19 protein-coding genes and 1 pseudogene are annotated in these 15,640 nt (G+C 54.3%); 7 read left to right on the top strand and 13 right to left on the bottom strand.

The window, feature by feature from the left end; translation table 11 throughout:
* Positions 1-22 precede the first annotated feature (22 nt).
* From KPG66_RS03875 to KPG66_RS03845, 7 genes are read right to left on the bottom strand one after another with little or no spacing between them, the layout of a single operon-like run.
* The gene (locus KPG66_RS03875) at positions 23-1,114 is read right to left on the bottom strand and encodes a major capsid family protein (RefSeq protein WP_013434688.1); all 1,092 of its coding nucleotides are present in this window, start codon (positions 1,112-1,114) and stop codon (positions 23-25) included.
* A gap of 10 nt (positions 1,115-1,124) precedes the next feature.
* The gene (locus KPG66_RS03870; RefSeq protein WP_237070045.1) at positions 1,125-1,610 is read right to left on the bottom strand and encodes a structural cement protein Gp24; all 486 of its coding nucleotides are present in this window, start codon (positions 1,608-1,610) and stop codon (positions 1,125-1,127) included.
* A gap of 4 nt (positions 1,611-1,614) precedes the next feature.
* Positions 1,615-2,919, bottom strand: coding sequence for a DUF2213 domain-containing protein (locus KPG66_RS03865; protein WP_013434686.1), 1,305 nt, complete (start codon positions 2,917-2,919; stop codon positions 1,615-1,617).
* The gene (locus KPG66_RS03860; RefSeq protein WP_237070044.1) at positions 2,916-3,797 is read right to left on the bottom strand and encodes a phage head morphogenesis protein; all 882 of its coding nucleotides are present in this window, start codon (positions 3,795-3,797) and stop codon (positions 2,916-2,918) included. Before KPG66_RS03860 ends, KPG66_RS03865 begins: the two co-directional genes overlap by 4 nt.
* Positions 3,766-5,277 carry a phage portal protein gene (locus KPG66_RS03855; protein ID WP_041753217.1) on the bottom strand — a complete coding sequence of 504 codons (1,512 nt, stop codon included), beginning with the start codon at positions 5,275-5,277 and terminating at the stop codon, positions 3,766-3,768. Before KPG66_RS03855 ends, KPG66_RS03860 begins: the two co-directional genes overlap by 32 nt.
* A 7-nt stretch (positions 5,278-5,284) precedes the next feature.
* Positions 5,285-6,667, bottom strand: coding sequence for a phage terminase large subunit (gene terL / locus KPG66_RS03850; protein WP_237070043.1), 1,383 nt, complete (start codon positions 6,665-6,667; stop codon positions 5,285-5,287).
* A gap of 2 nt (positions 6,668-6,669) precedes the next feature.
* Positions 6,670-7,080, bottom strand: a complete 411-nt coding sequence (locus KPG66_RS03845) for a DUF5681 domain-containing protein (RefSeq protein ID WP_013434681.1) — start codon at positions 7,078-7,080, stop codon at positions 6,670-6,672.
* 37 nt (positions 7,081-7,117) lie between these two features.
* Here KPG66_RS03845 and KPG66_RS03840 point away from each other — a divergent pair, with 37 nt between their 5' ends.
* The 4 genes and pseudogenes from KPG66_RS03840 (at position 7,118) to KPG66_RS03820 (ending at position 9,533) form a co-directional block, all read left to right on the top strand.
* The gene (locus KPG66_RS03840) at positions 7,118-7,390 is read left to right on the top strand and encodes a type II toxin-antitoxin system RelB/DinJ family antitoxin (RefSeq protein WP_013434680.1); all 273 of its coding nucleotides are present in this window, start codon (positions 7,118-7,120) and stop codon (positions 7,388-7,390) included.
* A gap of 1,062 nt (positions 7,391-8,452) precedes the next feature.
* Positions 8,453-8,536 (top strand): annotated as a pseudogene (locus KPG66_RS03830) (type II toxin-antitoxin system HicA family toxin); the annotation flags it as partial.
* A 24-nt stretch (positions 8,537-8,560) separates the two neighbouring features.
* Positions 8,561-9,031 carry a type II toxin-antitoxin system HicB family antitoxin gene (locus KPG66_RS03825; RefSeq protein WP_013434678.1) on the top strand — a complete coding sequence of 157 codons (471 nt, stop codon included), beginning with the start codon at positions 8,561-8,563 and terminating at the stop codon, positions 9,029-9,031.
* 181 nt (positions 9,032-9,212) lie between these two features.
* Positions 9,213-9,533: a hypothetical protein gene (locus KPG66_RS03820; RefSeq protein WP_157864338.1), complete on the top strand. Its 321-nt coding sequence runs from the start codon at positions 9,213-9,215 to the stop codon at positions 9,531-9,533.
* Positions 9,534-9,559: 26 nt separating this feature from the next.
* Here the strand turns inward: KPG66_RS03820 and KPG66_RS03815 are convergent, their stop codons facing one another.
* Entirely contained in the window at positions 9,560-10,654 is a 1,095-nt protein-coding gene (locus KPG66_RS03815) for a hypothetical protein (protein ID WP_013434677.1), read from the bottom strand.
* 635 nt (positions 10,655-11,289) lie between these two features.
* Here KPG66_RS03815 and relB point away from each other — a divergent pair.
* Together relB and KPG66_RS03805 are read left to right on the top strand one after the other, a co-directional pair.
* The gene (gene relB, locus KPG66_RS03810) at positions 11,290-11,517 is read left to right on the top strand and encodes a type II toxin-antitoxin system RelB family antitoxin (protein WP_237070042.1); all 228 of its coding nucleotides are present in this window, start codon (positions 11,290-11,292) and stop codon (positions 11,515-11,517) included.
* On the top strand, positions 11,501-11,770 hold the full coding sequence (locus KPG66_RS03805) for a type II toxin-antitoxin system RelE family toxin (RefSeq protein WP_237070041.1): 270 nt from the start codon (positions 11,501-11,503) through the stop codon (positions 11,768-11,770). Before relB ends, KPG66_RS03805 begins: the two co-directional genes overlap by 17 nt.
* Positions 11,771-11,791: 21 nt before the next feature.
* On the opposite strand, the gene KPG66_RS03800 is transcribed toward KPG66_RS03805, so the two are convergent.
* From KPG66_RS03800 to KPG66_RS03780, 5 genes are all read right to left on the bottom strand, one after another.
* Positions 11,792-12,166: a hypothetical protein gene (locus KPG66_RS03800; protein ID WP_013434673.1), complete on the bottom strand. Its 375-nt coding sequence runs from the start codon at positions 12,164-12,166 to the stop codon at positions 11,792-11,794.
* 72 nt (positions 12,167-12,238) lie between these two features.
* Positions 12,239-12,910 carry a hypothetical protein gene (locus KPG66_RS03795; RefSeq protein ID WP_049786356.1) on the bottom strand — a complete coding sequence of 224 codons (672 nt, stop codon included), beginning with the start codon at positions 12,908-12,910 and terminating at the stop codon, positions 12,239-12,241.
* Positions 12,897-13,787: a hypothetical protein gene (locus tag KPG66_RS03790; RefSeq protein ID WP_013434671.1), complete on the bottom strand. Its 891-nt coding sequence runs from the start codon at positions 13,785-13,787 to the stop codon at positions 12,897-12,899. Before KPG66_RS03790 ends, KPG66_RS03795 begins: the two co-directional genes overlap by 14 nt.
* 165 nt (positions 13,788-13,952) lie before the next feature.
* Positions 13,953-14,354: a hypothetical protein gene (locus tag KPG66_RS03785; protein ID WP_013434669.1), complete on the bottom strand. Its 402-nt coding sequence runs from the start codon at positions 14,352-14,354 to the stop codon at positions 13,953-13,955.
* 335 nt (positions 14,355-14,689) lie between these two features.
* Positions 14,690-14,935, bottom strand: a complete 246-nt coding sequence (locus KPG66_RS03780; RefSeq protein ID WP_237070040.1) for a YdaS family helix-turn-helix protein — start codon at positions 14,933-14,935, stop codon at positions 14,690-14,692.
* Between the two features lie 84 nt (positions 14,936-15,019).
* Here KPG66_RS03780 and KPG66_RS03775 point away from each other — a divergent pair, with 84 nt between their 5' ends.
* On the top strand, positions 15,020-15,514 hold the full coding sequence (locus KPG66_RS03775; RefSeq protein WP_237070039.1) for a hypothetical protein: 495 nt from the start codon (positions 15,020-15,022) through the stop codon (positions 15,512-15,514).
* Positions 15,515-15,640: the final 126 nt, after the last annotated feature.

The following is a 15,640-nucleotide window of genomic DNA, read 5'->3' as shown; positions in this document are numbered from 1 at the left end:
CGTAATGCATGATTGCTCTCCGTTAAAGTCCAGTGCGACGCACGACAGCATACGGCCGCTTGCACATTACGCCAGCCGTCGCATTGGAATAGTCCTCTTCGTAGCCTTTTGCGAGCTGCTGAACCCCCAGCACGCGGAATTTCGCCGGCACGACTTGTACAAAGGTTTGACCGCCGTCGGTCGATTGATCGCTGACGCTTTCGGCGTACAGATATGCGACATTGTCGCCCGCATGAGCTGCATCAAATTCCGGGCAAGACACCACGCGCATCGTCGGATAGGTCTTAGTCAGCCAGTCCTGCACAGACACGCTAAAAATCGAAGTCACTGTCAAATAATCGATGACCGACGTGCCAAGAACAAGCGTCAGTTGTTCTCTTTTCGGGTCGATCACGCCACGCGTCTGGTTGCGCAGATCGGCCACCATCGTGCGAATGTCTGCTGTAATTTCGAGAAAGGTCTTAGACGCCCATTGGGTCGAATTGGCCCCACCCATTGGCAGGGTGACATACGCGGGCAGGCTGGGGTCGTTCAAAAGTCCATAAGTGCGATTGTTTCCATCGTTGTAGCCGTAAAATCCGACGCGATTGCGGTTGATCTCCAGCGCCAGCGTTGCCGCTTCGCGTTTGCCTTCGGCACTATTCACTTTCATCCGCGAAGCGCGTGCTTCTTCGAGCGTGCCAACGCGCATGCCTTCTTCAAAACGCACCACTGTGCGCCGCTCGAAGTTGACGTTCCATGACGACAGCGGCACGTTCGTGTAATCCCCATATGGCACGGATGTACCGGTAAGCTCCATGACGCCCTGCACGACTTCCTCATCTTCCCATGCGCCCGCTGTCGTGATGCCCACGCATTCATCGATCGTGCGCGCCGCCGTGGTAATCGCCACAAATCCAGGCAGCCAGTTTTGTAGGAACTGCTCGGGCGTGGTAATCGTCGGTGTAGTTAAACCGGGTACCAGCGCTGCGTCCATCGCCGCCATCATGCGGTGCACGGTTGCAGCGTCCATGCCAATACCGATACGGGACAGATCCTGATAGCCAGCGACGCTCGACAGCTTGAGCGGCCGTACTGCACGTGGACCGATATACGAATGTTCTTTGCTTTGCATACTCAGTGCCTCAGTTGGTCAGTGTGATCACGGCCAATCCCGCCCCCGTCGATAGGTAGCGCGAAACAAGCGCGTTGGGTACTTCAACGCTGCCGCTGGGTACCTCGCTATCTTCTTCGATGGTGGACAGTGCACCCGTCGTGGTGTCGTAGATAACCACATAGCCCACATCGGCGGCAGCAGGCAGGCTCACCACGATTTCGCCCATCGTGAGCAGTTCACCGATGCTTTGGTTGGGTAATTCCATCGTTGGCGTGAGCGTACCGGCTGCTGCGCCATACGAGGCATAGTGTTTGGGGTGGACGAGGATGCCCACAAATTGCCCGGTCCCGCCAACTTGCGCCACGCCGTCGCCCGCGAGCGTATAGGCATGGCCAATCACGTTGGGCTTCGAGGACACCAAGGTCCACGGCGCGGCGCGCACCGGGCCATCGGTAAAAAGTTCGCCCGGCACCCCGAAGGCCATGTCGGCGCGAACAGTGGTTTGGAAAGCCATGCTGTCAGACTCCTTGTAAATATTGGTCGAGTTCGCTCGAGGTCGGATGCTTTGCATCCGTACCTTGCCCCGGTTTGGGGGCCTCGCGACCGTGTAAATATCCGTCGAGCGCGGCTATCTCCTGCCCCTTGGCGCAAGCGATACCGAGTTTTGAGACACCGTAGCGCGCCACTTCGACCAGCGTCTTGTCGGCGTGATCAAACGTGCCGATGTGAGCGGACAAGCGGCTGGCCAGCGCATCGCGTTTGCTGATCTCGCTCATGATTCCTTTGGCGGCACTGCGCTCCAGCTGAGCCACGCGCGCGCGTAGCGCCGTGACCTCGGCGGCGTCAACGCTCGCTACCGTCTTGCGCGGCTTTTGCGACTGGGTTTGAGCGGCGGTGTAAGCCTTGCGTAATCCGGCAATGGCGCTGTCCATGCTCGCGCGCATCGCTTTCGGCGCAGTCTTGGATGCAGTGCGAAGCGCCTTAATTGCCGCGTCCATGGCTTGCGCGGTTTCTTGCTCGTCTTCTGTCTCTTTATCGCCCTTCGCCGCCGGGGAATCATCGTCTTCATCTTCGGCAGGCAGCGTGTCATCGTCCTCTTCAACCGGCGTCTTGGTCGGAGCATCGTCGCCGATTACCGATGGGTCTACGTCGCCGTCCGGCGAGGCGGAAGGTGCCGAACCGACCAGCGCCTGCACCAGCGGAATCAGCTGTTTCACCACGTCGGCAAGCGACACGTCTTCATCTTGCCCCGTTGCCTTGCTTGTATTTGTCATGAGTAACTCCTTTGCATCGAATGTAAATGTCATGTGATCCAGGACAGCGACATCGGGTCCCAGGCGCCCTTCGTGGACAGACGCGAGGTGGTTGCCCCGAATCTTTCGCTGAATGGCGTCGTAGCGTTGGCCGTTGTATTGGCCACAGGTAAACTCGTATTGGCAGCGATAGCCGGCAGACAGCTCACGCTTGCCGCTATGGATAAGCGCCGCGAGTGATTCGGAGAAGACTTTGATGTTGCCTTTCAGCACACCATCTTCGTAGTACACGTCCTCACCAATGACACCTTGAATTCCCTTCTTTTCCGGCGCGATATAGCCGGTATCCTCGCTGCCTAGCATTTCGTGTTCATCGACCCACGGCAGCAGCCTGAACGATTCAATGCAAGCAGGATCGGCCAACTCTTCTTCTGGCCGGTAGACCATGTAAATGCGGCTAGGCTCGGGCGCGCCGATTGATCTGCCCAGGTAAGGAAATACACCCACCTTGGAAATCGGGTTGCCTCGGATTTCAGCCCAGCCGTTCGTATCGATGACGCGATTTGTCATGCGTCACCTCGGGAAAAGCGAATGACAGGTATAAAGCTGCATTTACAGTTGGGCTCTTCCCCTGGTCGCACATAGGCCCCATTGGGTCCGACCGGCGCGCCCCTCGCCAGATTGAACACCTTGCCGTCAAAGGCAAGATGGCGTTCGCGAGGATGTATCCCGCCGCCGCTATGCACCCACTCCCCTTGCGTTACGCCAAGCGACATACAGCGCCCATTGTTCAGGCCGTTGTAGACCTTACGTGTTTGATCCAGCGCGATGTTTCGCGCGCGTCGCTTGGTAACGCCTTCCTGTTCCCGTAGATAGGGGATCAGGTCTTGTAGTCCGTTGCCGCTGCTGATTGCACGCATGACCGCACCCTGTACGCCGGCCAGATACCGGTCAGCAATCGACTTGATGAGGCCAACGTTTTCGGCGACTGAACTGGCGAGGATTTCTTTTGTAGTCGATGGCAGGGCTGTGGTTTTTAGAGATAGTCCACCGGACAGGTCACGCAGGCTGCTGTGCAAACTGACGCTGCTTGCCTTATCTGCACCCGCGACCATGCGATCCACGATTGCCTTTGCCTTGAGCGCGAAGCGCTTGCGTACACGCCGGATCAGCGCGTTTGTCATGATGCGTGCCTGGCTCGATAGGCTGGCGTCCTGCGCAAAAAAGGCTTGTGCTGGCGGGCTCTCGAACAGCGCGACAATTTCTTTATGACTGGCAGCTGTCATCTCGGCAACAAGCTGCTCAAGATCCTGCTGGTAGCGTGCTTGTAGGCCAGCACTGACGCGCAGCGGCTTGCCGCGTAGCACAGCTGGCTTGAACTGATCCGCCCACACTGCCTTTTTGCGAGTCAGTAGCTTACGCGCCATCATCATGTTCGGGCAATTCATGGTTGGAATCGTCAAACGGATCAGCCGGCATGGCTTGTTCGATGCCCGTGTAACCGCTAGTGGGGTCTTGAGTAATGCGGCGGCGCTCATCAATGCCATCGATGGCACCGGACTGCACCAGGATGGCTCCGGTTTCCGCTTCCATCTTGTTGACTTCTGCGCGTTCCTTCGCTGTCATCGAATCCAGCGGATTCCATGCCACCGTCGTCTCAAATGGCGGGACACCAAACTTCGGCACAATTTCCGAGCGGATGACCAGCAGGTGATGACGATCAAGCAGCGGTGTCAGGTCATGCGCTTGAATGCTTTCCAGTTCTTCGTGGTAGCTCGCTTCTTCGAACTCGCCCGTTGCGTTAAAGCCCTTGGGCGATGTGCCGAGCAGCTTGGTGGCCGGCACGTTCGCCGCCGCCGCGACAAGCTGATACTGCGTCATGATGACTGCATCGAAGTCCGCGAGCGCCGTGTCGAACTGCTCGATCTGCTCTTCCGTGCCAACGACCTTGATGCCGTGGTTGTCGCGATAGTGAGCCCAGGTCGCCATCCGTTGCTCGAACTTTGCCTGATTGGCGACAGCATTTTCCACATCCATATGAATGACCGTACTGCGCTTGGACATCGCGAGCAACGGAGCCTCGTTGGCCGTGCGCTCGGAAGCATAGACGCGCTCGAAAATCTTCTGTGGCACCGGCACGCCACCGTAGTAGTAGGTCGGTTTCAGTACATCCGGAACTTCGCCGATGCGCAAGATAATCAGGTGCGAATGATGGATCGGCTTGCCATTGATCCTCCAGTAAGTCGGCTCATAGAAGTGCAGGCTTGTCGGGTCGGTTACGGCCGTCGAGCTTAATTCTGGGACTGCCCAATACGGGTCAATTTGCCGGATGCCTTTGTAGCTGCCGGGTGTCACGCCATCTGGATTAAATGGCTTGGCATAATATTCAGGGTCGGTTGACTGGACCACGAACATGGCGATGCGAATGCCGAATACACGCCCCATGCGCACGAACTCGCGCATCTGGTGGTTGATTCGAAAACGCTTATCCTCCTTGCGGATTGCGTCAATGACGCCCGCATCAACTCTTGTACCGTCATTGACCGTGACCGTATAGCCATTGCGGATTGCATCCTTACCCGGCATCGCGCATGCCTTATCAACCAGCCAGTGCTGCGCGATCAGCGCGCAGAGTTGGTAGCCGATGAAGCTCTGCGACGCGTACCAACCGACCTGCGCGGCTGGCATGTTTTCCTGTCGGAGCATTGCAATACGCTTGACGCTGTTTTCAAGTTCGTTCGCGTCCATGCCGGCGCCAGCGGCGCTGAAATCATCGGCCACCGAGCGCTGAAACGTTGACGCCTGCAAATGTGCCCACGCCTCAGTGTGGCCGACACGCAGATCGTGCTCGGTCGTGAAAAAGCCCCCGGACTTTGGGGTCTCGGGGGCTTGGGGCGGCTCATCCTTGCGTCGTAGCCAGTTGAACATGTCGGTTTTAATCCAAATCGAAGAAGCCGCGCTTGTGCACCATGATTTCAGCGAACGCGCGTGAGCACGCATCGACCTGGTCATCATGCGTGCCATTCGGGAACAGTCGCATTTCGTTAAGCAAGGCGTCGTTCCACGGACCGCGCAGCATAAGCACATTACCGACGTTGATCTGCGCGGCCAGCGGTTCAGCCCGTGTCGCCTTGTCGCCGGATTCTGGCGAGGTGGTGACCGCGTAGCCCGCCAGCTTGCGGGTCAGGTATAGCGCCTGAGTCTTGCCGGCCTGACCCGGGTCTTGCGGCAGGCTAATGCGCACCGATTTGCCATCGCGAGCGGCTGTGTTCGTCAGTGCCGCGTCCCGCTCGTCGGGACCGCAGCGCAACCTCACCACGTCAGCAATGACAAAGCGGCCATCCTCCAGCTTGCCCAGCTTCGCGCCCGCCGTATAGTCGCCGTCGATGGTCGCGGCCAAATCCCAGCCGCGCACCCATTTGATCGTGCCCGCAGGTAGCGCGTCGATTGTCGTGATTGCGTCCGGCTTGATGAGGCCACCATCCGGTGGAGATGGGCGTTGCAGGTATTGCCCTGCAAACACATAGGGAGCAGCTTGCTCCATCCGTCTCAGATCATCAATGGTATGTTTCTCCGGCCATAGCGCCGTGCCATCGTCTTGAATTGCAGGCAAACAAACGTGCTCCCACGATTCTCCGTTGCCACCATCGAGTAACCAGCCTGCCAGGTCGCGCTCATGAAGGCGCTGCATGATCAGGATGATCGGTGTGTCCTTGCTGTTCTTGCGGCTCTCCAGCGTGTTATGAAACCAATCGATGACGCCCTGTCGAATGACATCGCTCTTGGCTTCGTCGGGCTTGTGCGGGTCATCAATGATGATCGCGCCGCCAAAGCCCTCGCGGTGCTTGCCCGCACCAAAGCCAGTAATCGTACCCCCGGCACCAGCGGCGTACATCACGCCACCCTCGGTGGTAATCCAGTGGCTTTTCGAGTCCGAAGCTAAGCGGCAGGCTGGGAAAACCTGCTGGTAAGCCTCGTGTTGCACGAGCGAGCGCACGTTGGCGCTGTTATTCGCGGCCAGTGGTGCAGCGTAGCTCGCGTGGATGAACTCGGCATCGGGTACCTGTCCGAGTGTCCAAGCGATAAAGTTGACTACCGCGAGTTCAGTTTTTGAATATCGGGGCGGTACGTTGATGATCAGCCGGTTGACCTTACCGAAAAAGACACGCATCAGCGCATCGCAGATTGCTTTGTGGTGCGGGCCGCGCAGCCACTTGTACCGGCGGCGCTGATAGAACATCCAGCGCGAGAAGAAGTACAAGTCCGCTTGTGCCATCTTTGCAGCCGCGAAGTGTTCGTCCGGGCTGAATGGATGCATAGTCAAATCTCATCGGCGATGGTCTTGGCAATCTCCCAGAATTTATCTGGAGGCATGTTTATGCTTTGAATCGGCCCGCCGCCCGTGCCCCCTAGTTCCACACCTTGTACCGGCTTGCCATAACCCCGCTCGATGATCGCCAGTGCAGCCGATAGCCGGTTGCGCTCGTTATCGCCACCCACCATGATTGACTCGATTACCTCAAGCGCATCAAGCGTCTTGGCCTTGCACGCGGCGATCAAGTCCAATTCCTCCTGCGTGCGTTTAGGGCGGCCTTTCGGGTTGCCTGTTTGCCCTTTGGCAAACGGCTTGCCTCGCTGTTTTCTTGCTGTTCTTGTGCTGTTAAGGGTCATAGCTGTTTCGAGTAAGAACCCTCGGCTATGGTCATCGTTCGGAACTTGATTTGTAGTCAAATTGTGACTACAATTGGTTTAACACCCTGATCAAGGAATGACCATGAGTACCGCTGATACCTACGTTCGTGCTCGCATCGACACTCACACCAAGGAACGCGCCGCGAGTGCGCTTGAAGCGATGGGGCTATCGATTTCCGATGCTATCCGTCTGCTGATGCTGCGCATCGCTGACGAACACCGCCTGCCGTTTGAGGTGAAGGTGCCCAATGCCACCACGCGCAAAGCGATTGCTGAACTGGAAGCGGGCAAGGGCAAAAAGTTCGCTAGTGTCGATAGTCTGATGGCAGATCTGCATGCGGACGATTGACCGATCGTCTGCGTTCAAACGCGATTACAAGCGGCAAGCCAAGGGGCAACACCGCGCCACACTGGACGTGCGCTCAAACCGATACTCCTCGCTCTAGCGACCGACCAGTATAAAGACTTGATGCACTGCCGGGGTTGTTGCGGACACTCGTCGGCTTGTCCTGACCTACGACCTGCCGGTCTGGATGGTCGATGAGTCGGTCAAATAAAAAAGCCTGCTGGCTTTCGCCTAGCCGTTCCGTACACCATTCAAATACATGTACATAGCCAGATTGCGGAAACCGTGAGGGAACGGAATCGGCATGATCCACGTCTCTTTCACCACCAGCGAATCGCCCACATCAGCGCCGCGCTACCGAACCCGGCCGCTACAATTAACGCTGCATTAGCCAGTCGGCGTCCCACAATGCCAGCATCGGTTGAATTCATCTTCGCGTCTATCGTTAGCCGATACGGGATCGCTTCCGTTTTTCCAGAATCGTCGTTTCGACCGACTTCACACTTAATGTCCAAAGAAAAAACTGACGGATTTAGCGAGATACCCCACCCCGAAGCACAGCGCCACAATCCATAGCGCCCAAAACCTTTGAGCTGGCATTTCCTTCAACATCATCCGCAACTCCCTAATGAGTTTGCTAGAATTCACTCATGCTTTCCTTCTGATTGTTCCAGAGGGTTAATGCAAGAAAGCCCCGACCGCTGCTAACGGTTCGGGGCTTTCGCTTTTATGACAACTTTTTGGTGGCTACTACACGTTCATACCCTTTACGCCGGGTCAGCGGTGCGTCCTTGCCGTGAGAATCAAAGCTTGACGCACTGCCGGGGTTGTTACGGACACTCAACGGCTTGTCCTGGCCTACGACCTGACGGTCTGGATGGCCGATGAGTCGGTCAACAAAAAAGCCCTGGCCGATTGACCCGGCTCAGGGCTTGAAAATCGCGCCTTTCAACGCGTTGTTTCGTCTGGACGTCAAAATCCAGCCTTTCACAAACGATACAAAAAACTGGGGAAAATGTAAACTTTTATTAAGTAAACTAAAAAGTTTACTTAAGTGTTCAGCGTAGTAAGGTCACAGTGCCCCACCCGAAGAAGGATCTTCCGATGGGCAAGGCGCGCAGTATCCTGAAACAGGCTGGCTTGAAGTGACCAGCAGTTTTTGAGAGGAAACCTATGCTCTACCCACTCTATGTCCATGTGGGCGACGCCAAGCATGCCCATGGTGTCACATTCCCGGATTTCCCCGGCTGCTTCGCTGCGGCAGACAACTGGACCGAGCTGCCAGTTGCTGTCCAAGAAGCGGTCGAAGCGCATTTCGACGGCGATGAAGGCTCGATTCCAGAGCCCTCGCCACTCGAAGCGCTGACGCAACATCCCGAATACAAGGGGGGCGTTTGGATGTTATTCGACATCGATCTTTCCAAAATCAACGCAAAGGCGGTGCGGCTCAATATCAGCTTACCCGAGCGCTTGGTGCAAAAAATTGATTCCGCGGCACAAGAACGGAAGCTGTCGCGCTCTGCTTTCCTCGCACTTGCGGCAGAGCACGAGATGCAGAATGGCGAGCGCCAATCCATGCATCCGCCGTGTCGTCCCCGATCGCCAATCCGCTGCCGCTGCATCAACAGAATGAACCAAAGTTAACACCGTCCAATCCAGTTACAACCGGACTTGTGGGTAAAGCTCAGATGCTGACGGCGAGGTAAGCTTCGCTGACTGGCGGCACGGTGCTATGCGTGCGTGTGATACGAAAAGCCTTAGCTAGTGCTAGTATGATGATGTTAGCGTGCTATTTTCAAGTATCCTGTACTTTAAAGGGAACCCCATGATTTATCGAGGATGGCCCTCCCGAGAAACCTTAAATTCTCAGGTTCGGCGGCCGATCAAAAAAGCGTTACGCTTACTTATAGTAACGCTTGTCGTGGCTGGATGTGCACCCTCGTTTGGCCCAGAAAAAATAGCTAAACAAGAAGTCGTTTTGTATTCAGATGTTAATCAGACTTCGGAGATGACTGTTCCAGAAGGTACAGCTTGTCGTATCAGTCAGCGTATGTCGCACGGTAAAGTATACGGCTTTCATTGGACGGAATGTGAAAATGGATTTAAGGGCTATCTAATGGTTGGCGATGAGAAGATATTTGATTAAATATTCTTTTCATAACCATAGACACGCTAATTCTTTGGGTATGAATTCACCTGGATGACCGATTTTGAATGCTTTAGAAAATTATCAATATCAGCTGGAGAATATATTGTTCCAACAGTCCAACGCGGATCAACAACGTTAATACCAATATCAGCGAAAGACTTGACGATCTCAATAGAACAACTATGATCAAGAACGCTATATTTTTTATCTTCCACGATTTTATTGATCACAGAGCGAAACAATTTTATTTTATCTTCTTCGCTTAATTGAATTACATATCCAATGCTGCTTCGCCCGAGCTGTTGTTTTTCCATATAAGCCTCCTTACCACGAATATCCCAAGCAGCTGGCGCTCTACCATAGATTACGCCACCAATATTGATTGCGACATGGCCAAATTGCGATCCTGGGTGAGTAAGAAAACTGTCACTAATAATTATTTCTACTTTATTGTCAAGAAATCCGTCATGCAAATTACGAGCTCCAATCCAGTCTAACATTGTTTTGGCTGCATCACGGCTACGACTCGGGAAATTGAGAAAATTATGGTAAAATTTTGATAGGTAAGCTTCTTTGAGTGTCGGCATCAGACGTTGATAGGTTTCAGCCAGTTGAAACTTAACATCAATTTCGTGGCGTCGAGCTTTAGCATAGTTATTTTCCCATTCTTGATAGAAAAAATGTTCTCCCAGCACAGAAAGCGTAACGCTTAAGCGATCTAGTCTCTTTTCCTCAGTATTGTCGCTTGGGTGGTTGTAAATATTCTGGAGCTTAAATCTGTTGACGTATTCAATTAATTTTTGGTCAGCTTGTGCTTTGGATTCGCTTACTTGTTGCTTCAAAACTCTAATTTTTTCGATGTTTTCTGAAAATTTAATTTGGTCATCGTCTGTTAACTGGCTGATGATAAAATCAGCGTCGGGGGATAGTGATGCTATATGGTGGTCCAGGTCCTTTACTCGACTATATAGAAGATGGGGACATGTAAATTGTTTGCGATTGGCATCAACATGAGGTAATTGTGGACATGCCACTGGAGCGTTGGAAATCTGCGGTGGAAAATTCCAATTAATTCTAGGGGCGGTGACGTTAATGGGGGGTAAGGTGAATTTTTTCATTTAATCTCCTGTCGTTTCGGCGTATACTTGAACAAGGTTCTTCCTCTTGGTTACGGCAAGGGGTGGAAACAAGAAAGCCCCAACCGCTGCTAACGGTTCGGGGCTTTCGCTTTTATGACAACTTTTTGGTGGCTACTACACGTTCATACCCTTCACGCCGGGTCAGCGGTGCGTCCTTGCCGTGAGAATCAAAGCTTGACGCACTGCCGGGGTTGTTGCGGACACTCAACGGCTTGTCCTGGCCTACGACCTGACGGTCTGGATGGCCGATGAGTCGGTCAACAAAAAAGCCCTGGCCGATTAACCCGGCTCAGGGCTTAGAAATCGCGCCTTTCAACCCGTTGTTTCGTCTGGACGTCAAAATCCAGCCTTTCACAAACGATACAAAAAACTGGGGAAAATGTAAACTTTTATTAAGTAAACTAAAAAGTTTACATTTATTACATTCTGTTACATTTCGTTTTTTATCGGGATCAATTATCTGAATACGTCTGATTTGAGAAGCAAGACAAAGGCATAGCTCACCACAATCATCATGCAGCACCTAAAAATGCACCGTTTTCTAGACAAAAAAGCTTGCGCTTCGCCCAGCCTTGTACGATACTTGTATCACACTATCCAAGGAGCAGAGCGCTATGGCCCTTTCAATTCGACTGCCTAGCGATGTGGAAGCCCGGTTGAAGAACCTGGCCGAACTGACCGGGCGCACCAAGAGCTTTTACATCACCGAGGCGATTTGCGAACATCTCGACGACCTTGAGGATTTGTACTTGGCCGAGCGTGAGCTTGAAGCGATCCGCGCGGGAAAATCTGATACCGCACCGCTCGAACAAGTAATGAAACACTATGGCATGGAAGGTTGAATTATCGAGCCTGGCACGCAAGAATCTTAAGGAACTTGACCCGCAATATGCCCGCCGTATACTGGCCTTTCTACATGAGCGTGTATCCGTAATGGACGACCCTCGCAGCATTGGCGAAGCCCTCAAAGGTTCGCGCTTGGGGGCTTTCTGGAAATACCGTGTCGGGGATTGCAGAATTATTGCTAATATCGAGGACGGTACTTTGCGCATTCTCGTTGTGCGAATCGGAAACCGCCGCGAGGTGTACCGATGAGCAGCAAAGCGAATCAAAGTTTCAGACCTGCTCCCGATCTCGCATCAAGCGGTGTGAGGCTGCATACACATTCTCCCGCACCCGGCGCACGGCTTTGAAAAAACCCATGCGCGAGTAGCCCAGTTCATAGGCTGCTCGTTTAATCGGGCGGACGTGGCCCAAATAGAATGCCATGAACGCCTGTTTGGATCGCCCTTCTGGGTATGCCTTCAACGCCATGTTGAATAAATTCAGCGCAACATCTAGTTCCGCATCACGCTCATCGCCCAGCCCTGCCGGTTCTCTAAGCCGTAGCAAAATATTTTTCGGCCGCAATGGTGCATAAAGTCGCCGCGTCCTGCTCCACTCAACCCAGCGCAAACAAAACTCATGCAGCGCCTGGTTATCTCCGTTCATGTTTTTCCACTTCCGTTACCCTTATTGCTTGCAATATGGGATGCACGAGCCGCTACAGTTACCTGTTGCCGTTCATGCTTTCGCTTCTTTCGCTTTACAGACGCGAGCCATAATTTTCTTTATCTCGCCAAGGTTATCCAGCGCAGCCGCCCGGTCCGCTGGTGATTGCACCGCGAGCAAGGGGGCTGCGTTTCCGGTCAACAGGAACTGTCTCACCGGTCCGTCTACGGGTGCGGGCAGTAGCGCCTTGGCGTGCTCGGGCGTCAAACGGCCCGTCTCAACCGCACGCGTGATAACCGCCCGTTGTTCGTCCTTGTCGAGCCCCAGCGATGCAAACCATCTGACGGGCTTGGCTGCGTTGCGCGCGTCCGTCACTAGCCTCGTGTATGCTTCCAAGAACGCCATACGAGCCGCCACCTGTTCCCCTTCGCTCAGGAGGTTGCGCACGAGGCCCCAGGCCTGCGCCATCTCGTCGGTCATCATGACCGTCGCATTGGCGTCACGCGGCAACGTTGCCCATGCCTCCTGCGGCCCTGGACGGCCATCGTCAATCCGTGACAGGATCTCCGCGAGCGTTAGCCGGCCTTTGATCTCGCGTCTACATTTCGACAACGCAACAATCACTGCTTGCTCGTCAAACGCCGCCAGATCAGCCACCAGCATCTTGGCTGCCGCTTCGCTCAGGTTTGTGCCGCACAATTCGGCCGTGGCCGCCACCGCCTGGATCAAGTCAGCCGCCGCCATTGACCGCCTCCGCATCCCGCAGGATTCGCGTCCACATATCACCCGTCGCCTGCAACCGATCCGCCTCGCGTGCCTGCGTCTCTGTCACCCTGCGATTTGTCACCCATTCCGTCCTCAACGCTTCCGCGTCGGCCAGCAGGCAGTCCACCGGATGCATCTTTTGCACGTAGTAGCGCTTATTGCTGTCCACGTACCAAGCGGCTACACCCGGCGCTTCCTCCTTGCCAAGGCGCTGCAACAGCCGCGATAGCTGGCCATTGACCTTCGCGTTACGCACCGGCAACGCGCCGTATCGGCGCTGGTAAGCAGTCGCGTAGGCGTGCCAGATCCCGGTTGTCGGCACAGGCGGCTTTTCCGCTTTAAGCTTTTTTGAGGGCGCCTCCGACGCAGTCGGGGGTAAAAGGGTTTTACTAGGGATCAGACAATCAGTCAATCCGTCAATCAGAGAATCAGAGATACAAGGGCCAAGTGCTTGTTGCTTGGGTGCGCAGTCCTTCACCCCAAGGTCACAAGGACTGTCTACCTTGGTAGCAAGTCCTTGGCTCCAAGGTGGTATCTCGCTCGGCGTTTCGTTCGAGTGCGGCTTCTGATGCTTCAAAAACGTCAGAATTTGAATGTATCCGACGCCAGAGACGGTGTACCGCACAATGAAACCCTTGGACTGCAAGCTATTAAGCAGTGCATCCGCGTCCACATCGTCATACGGCAGCGCTTTCACTTTGATCTTCTTCGGTCGATCTTCAAGACGGCCTTCGCGATCCGCCAGCATCCACAGATAAATGAAAAGGAGTCGGGCAAACGGATCCAACTCGGCTAAATCCTCGTTTTCCATAATGCCGGGCTTGATGTTTCGTGCACGGGCCATGCTTAGCTCCATTCAACCGTCTATGATGTGCGACGCTTATGTCGTCAGTTTCGACTGTTCAAGCATGGTGACGTCGCGCGCGCTTGGGCTGCGCGTGCAACCGGCACCAGCCTGAGAGGTTGACCACGCAAGCGGCAGCAAAAGCCTGTATTTCAATCAATGTGCAATGAGCTTTTTTCATTCCATCCTCCCCGTCAGCAGCTTCTTGAGCAGCATGTTTTCCCGCTCGAGTTCGTCGGTTTTCTCGCGCTCCAGGCGCAGACGCCGCTCCATCTCGGTCTCAAGCGGGGTAAGGTCATACCCTCGCGACCGGGCCAGCCAGATCAACGGCGCCTCGTTGCCGCACAAGTCCATGAAGGCGTTTAGCTTGTCCTGGGGGAAGTAATGTTGGCCGCTTCTGGTGATGCGCGACCACTGCGCCACGTCGGCGACGATGCCCTGCTTTCCGACGATCTTCTTGTCGTCCAAACCGGACATCTGCTGACACAGGCGGATGGCCGCTGTCAGCGACGGTTGCGCGTCGATGCAGCGTATGTCCACGCGCTGCATCTCCGGCTTTAAGTTCAGTTCTCGCTGCATCGATGCATCTCACGTCAAATCGTTTGTCTCGTGTTGTGTCGTTGTTTCGAGGAAAATTTTTGGTATGCCATGACCGATTACTCGGTAGCTTCAACGGCATCGTGACTTTAGTGAAATCCTGTGTACTTTCTCCGGCCCCGACAGTCAGTAGGCGTTCTTCCCCCCCGGTGACTCTCATCGACAACCTCTCTTGTCAGCGCTTGTCAGGACCAACGTTTAAGCTTGGCGCTGAAACGCCAAGCTTAAAAAGGAGCGTCTAATATTGGGAGATTTACCCACAAATTTGCAGCGCAGCAAGACCTGCAATCTGCGTAAAACGTCTCGCTAAATGGTTATCACGGCATCTTTCTATTGATGGTTTTTACTGCAAGTTCAGGCCAAATTTCTCGCCACTTGTCGGGGAATAATTCTTCGCGTGTAACGAGGCCCCCAGTCTCGCGCTCAATCGGCCACCCAAACTGAACAGGTATAGGTCGATAGCCTGAAGCCCACCGACTAACGTCAGAGGCATGAGCGCCGATTTTTCGGCTGAGATCGGCTAGGCGACCGCGCTTCTCAAAAAGGTATGCTTTCAAATCCACGCCGCAATATAGCAAATTGCTAAATACATATCAATAGCAATAGGCACATTTCCTTTGTTATCTCAACGCTATGCAATATGCGCCATGAAGACGATTGCAGAGATTAGGCGGAGCAACCTGTTGCTGGCGATTGAGCGCATGAACGGCTCACAGACGCAGCTTGCGGAGGCCGCAGGTGTATCACCTGCCTACTTAAGTCAAGTAAAGACAGCACAGCCGAACAGCAAGACGGGGCGACAACGCTCAATGGGAGATGACATAGCGCGGCGCATAGAGAAAGCCATCGGAGAAGCGGAAGGATGGATGGACCAATCACATGATGATGATTTTGTCAACCCCCAGGTTGCAGAAGCGAATCAACCACTTGTGTTTGGTTCAGCCCGTGAGCGTCGAGCTAGGTTACTTGCCGAAACTCTTTTGAATATCTCGGGGGGTATGCGGGAAACGATCGAACGCCTGATTGAAATTGACCAAGTAGGAGGCGCACAACGTGAGATGGTGATTGCTGGCGTAGACTATATCCTACGCTCGCAGCGGGGCGCCCCAAGCGTTGGGCAGTCGAAAAAAAAGACAAAGTAACATCGATTGCCATAGACCCCAAGAACGCGCCCGCTCCTTCATTTCCATTGTTAACGAAACTGGGAAAATGGGGAGCACATAGTGACAGCTGAGAGTAAACGAACAGTCCTATATGCCATAGAGGGC

The sequence above is a fragment of the Mycetohabitans sp. B2 genome, assembly GCF_021733735.1.
GTDB lineage: Bacteria > Pseudomonadota > Gammaproteobacteria > Burkholderiales > Burkholderiaceae > Mycetohabitans > Mycetohabitans rhizoxinica.
The sequence above is the reverse complement of the archived record's forward strand: the minus strand, read 5'-3'. Positions and strand labels throughout refer to the sequence as shown.